The 3511-nt window shown below is 39.9% G+C and carries 4 protein-coding genes and 1 pseudogene; 4 read left to right on the forward strand and 1 reads right to left on the reverse strand.

Features of this window, described 5'->3' with window-relative positions:
* Positions 1–137: 137 nt before the first annotated feature.
* The 4 genes and pseudogenes from O9332_RS23635 to ureG form a co-directional block, all read left to right on the forward strand.
* A pseudogene (locus O9332_RS23635) lies at positions 138–242 on the forward strand (PsbP-related protein); the annotation flags it as partial.
* A gap of 491 nt (positions 243–733) precedes the next feature.
* A complete protein-coding gene (locus O9332_RS23640; protein ID WP_288027656.1) occupies positions 734–1147 on the forward strand; it encodes a hypothetical protein in 414 nt (137 codons plus the stop codon).
* Between the two features lie 133 nt (positions 1148–1280).
* Positions 1281–1868 (forward strand): Maf family protein, encoded by a 588-nt coding sequence (locus tag O9332_RS23645; protein WP_002758992.1) that lies wholly within the window; start codon positions 1281–1283, stop codon positions 1866–1868.
* A gap of 175 nt (positions 1869–2043) precedes the next feature.
* Positions 2044–2637 carry an urease accessory protein UreG gene (gene ureG, locus O9332_RS23650; protein ID WP_002758991.1) on the forward strand — a complete coding sequence of 198 codons (594 nt, stop codon included), beginning with the start codon at positions 2044–2046 and terminating at the stop codon, positions 2635–2637.
* Between the two features lie 9 nt (positions 2638–2646).
* On the opposite strand, the gene O9332_RS23655 is transcribed toward ureG, so the two are convergent.
* Positions 2647–3372 carry a WecB/TagA/CpsF family glycosyltransferase gene (locus O9332_RS23655; protein ID WP_288027657.1) on the reverse strand — a complete coding sequence of 242 codons (726 nt, stop codon included), beginning with the start codon at positions 3370–3372 and terminating at the stop codon, positions 2647–2649.
* Between the last annotated feature and the right edge of the window lie 139 nt (positions 3373–3511).

Below are 3511 nucleotides of genomic sequence, written 5' to 3' on the forward strand. Positions count from 1 at the left end.
CCCTTATATAGAAAGGCATTTAGCCATTTTTGTCAATTGTTTTTTATCTAGAGCGAACTAATCAATTAAGTCTCTTGCCAGATAAGGATTTAGTCGATTTATGCCCCCCTATCGAACCATAACAAGTAACGAAGAGCCATAATCATAAACTCTATTCTTTTAATCTTTCCACTTCCCAAAAACGTTGGACGCAAATTCAAGAACTCTTTGAAACTATCGTTGATTCTTTCTCGGTTAGTTAAATGTCAGAGGATAGGAAATTTTCAGTAAAATGTAGGGTGCGTTAGACGGCAAAAATTCCTGTTTTGACTTAAAGGTAAAAATCCGTCGTAACGCACCACTGGCAATAGGCAATAGTAAAATGTAGTAAAATGTAGTGGACTGTTTCAACTAAAATAGGGCAATAGATTTTGGCTTAAAGTCTTAGATTATAGAATTTATAGCATTTTTCTAATACACCAAATTAGCTGAAACAGTCCAGTAGGGTGCGTTAGACGGCAAAAATTCCTGTTTTGACTTAAAGGTAAAAATCCGTCGTAACGCACCACCTATCATCAACTAGGTAGCCGGTTACAATTAAAGATAACATACAAAGAACCAGAAGCCTGTCCCACTATCTAACAATTAATTGAGATTACTTACTGAATGAGTAATCAGTAATCAGTGGGGAACTGATAACTGATAACTGATAACTGATAACCGGTAACTGATAACTGATAACTGATAACTGAATATGAGTAACTCGGAAGAAAATAGACTAGATAGACTCGAATCTCTTGCTGAAAATACCCTAACAGAACTACGGGAGATTAAATCAGGACTACAGGAGATTAGATTAGGATTACAGGAGATTAAATTAGGACTACAGGAAACCAATCAGGGATTAAAAGAAACTAGAGCGATCGCTAATTCTAACGCCAAATCGATCGAAGCGTTAACTAATAGTCTTGCTGAGTCTAAAAAAGAATGGGAAAAAGACAGACGGGGACTTTATCAACTGCTAGGACAATTAACTCGATCGATGTCGGATTTTTATGAGGTTCAGTCAGATTTTTACAATCGATTTGACAAAATTGAAGAAAGAGAATCACGCATGGTTGAGATTTTAAATCGTTATTTCCCCCCCGAAAATCCTGCCAATTCCTAGCAGAAATAGATAAAAAACTGATAACTGATGGTGGGTTACGGCAAATAGATAAATTGATAATTAAGTCTAATAATTTGTCATTGCCTAACCCACCCTACCTAACTATCTCCTATCTTGTTTACTGAAAAAACTTATGTCCATTCCCTTGATTCTTGCTTCCGCTTCTCCTGCGCGTAAAAAACTATTACAAATGGTCGGAATTGATCCGATTGTGCGGGTGAGTAACTTTGATGAATCGACAATTAATGCTGATGATACTCTCCATCTTGTCCAAACTTTAGCCCAATGTAAAGCGCAAACGATCGCCCCTAAATTTGATACAGGATTGATTCTTGGTTGCGATTCCGTCTTAGAAGTAGCGGGGGAAGTCTATGGCAAACCCAAGGATAAATCAGAAGCGATTGATCGTTGGCAAAAAATGCGCGGTCTGGTGGGTACACTCTATACAGGTCATGCTTTAATCGATCGAGTTAATCATCAAACTTTGACTCGTTGTGGGATCACTAAAGTTCACTTTGCCAATATCAGCGATCAAACAATTATTGCCTACGTTGACACCGAAGAACCCCTCAAATGTGCCGGCTGTTTTGCCCTAGAAGGAAAGGGGGGTCTATTCGTGGAAAGATTAGAGGGATGTCACAGTAATGTTATCGGTTTAAGTTTGCCCCTATTTAGGCAGATGTTAACGGATTTTGGCTACCAAATCACTGACTTTTGGTGATCTTTTTGTCGATGATTTCCCCAAATTTATTGACAAAAAGGCTTGACAAATTCTCAGATTTGCGTTAACCTTTTATTATAATGGGAATCCGTGTCGCCCTGCGAACCCCTCTTTTTTCTATCGGATAGCCCCAAAATTTTTAACCCTTTCCTTTTCACTTTTTCCCGAAAAAACTATGTCTTGCTTGCGCGTGGGAATTGCCGGTCCGGTGGGTTCAGGAAAAACAGCCCTGCTCGATGCCCTGTGTAAAAATTTGCGGGATCAATATCCGATCGCCGTAGTCACCAATGACATTTATACTCAAGAAGATGCCCAATTTTTAGTGCGATCGCAAGCTTTAGACCCGGAAAGAATTTTAGGAGTAGAAACGGGAGGATGTCCCCATACAGCTATTCGCGAAGATGCCTCAATTAACTTAGTTGCCATTGAACAGTTAGAGAGAAAATTTGCTAACTTAAAGTTAATTTTTCTGGAAAGTGGTGGCGACAATTTAGCGGCAACCTTTAGCCCCGAATTAGTAGATTTAACCATCTATGTGATTGACGTGGCAGCCGGAGATAAAATTCCTCGCAAGGGGGGACCGGGTATCACCAAATCGGATTTATTGGTAATTAATAAAATAGATTTAGCCCCGATGGTGGGGGCAGATTTAGGAGTGATGGATAGAGATGCCAAAAAGATGCGCGGAGATAAACCCTTTATCTTCACCAACTTAAAAACACGGGAAGGATTAGAGCGAGTGATTGCCTTTATCGAAAAGAATTTATAATAACTATTGCTAGGAATAAAAAAGAGAGCGCCAGAAAAATTTAGGTAAAGCTAACATTCTTTTCCAGCGCCAAGGTTCCTGATAGAGTCGATACAACCACTCTAAATTATTGTCACAGAAAAAGCGAGGGGCGCGGATTTTTGTCCCGGACCAGATATCAAAACTACCCCCCACACCTACCCAGATAGCTTGGGGACAGAGATATCGATGTTCCCTAATCCAATATTCCTGTCGGGGTACTCCCAACCCAACTAAAATTAACCGCGGTTGTTGATCTTTTAATACCTCAATCCAATCGGACATTTCCTCGGAGGATAGATAACCATGGTTAGCCAGAATACGGATATTAGGTATCTTTTTTTGCCAATTACTTGCCGCTTTTTCCGTAATCCCCGGTTGACCACCAAAAAAAGCAATAGGAAAACTCTCTCCCTGCATTCCTAACTCAGTAATTAAGGATTCTGATAATTCAATACCGGGGCAGCGGGTTTGTTTTCTGCCCCTTAATTTTAAGTAAATAACAATCCCCGCGCCGTCGGGAATAACTAAATCTGCTTCCCGAATAACTTGGGCAACTTTAGCATCATTTTCCCCTAACATTGCCATTTCTGCATTGAGAGTGACAACGTGGGAACCAAAACCTTGATAGGCGCGATCTATTAACCAACGACTGTAGTTATCGAGAAGATGAACCGGTAAACCAAGAACCGAATATTTGGGGGGAGTTTCTAACATAAGTAGGTAGGTGTTAAAAGTTGTCAGACACCCCCCTTATCAAGCTGTCCTTTAGTCACATCTTTCTTAACATTTCAAACCTTTGTAGCACAAGGCTTTCAAGACTCGGTTAACAATTTGTAATATTCCTTGTTGACAC

The organism is Microcystis sp. LE19-10.1B (assembly GCF_027530565.1).
GTDB classification, from domain to species: domain Bacteria; phylum Cyanobacteriota; class Cyanobacteriia; order Cyanobacteriales; family Microcystaceae; genus Microcystis; species Microcystis aeruginosa.

Excerpts from the sequence above, each read along its gene's own strand:
- O9332_RS23640 (WP_288027656.1), top strand. The coding sequence starts at position 734 with ATGAGTAACTCGGAAGAAAATAGACTAGATAGACTCGAATCTCTTGCT.
- O9332_RS23645 (WP_002758992.1), top strand. The coding sequence starts at position 1,281 with ATGTCCATTCCCTTGATTCTTGCTTCCGCTTCTCCTGCGCGTAAAAAA.
- ureG (WP_002758991.1), top strand. The coding sequence starts at position 2,044 with ATGTCTTGCTTGCGCGTGGGAATTGCCGGTCCGGTGGGTTCAGGAAAA.
- O9332_RS23655 (WP_288027657.1), bottom strand. The coding sequence starts at position 3,372 with ATGTTAGAAACTCCCCCCAAATATTCGGTTCTTGGTTTACCGGTTCAT.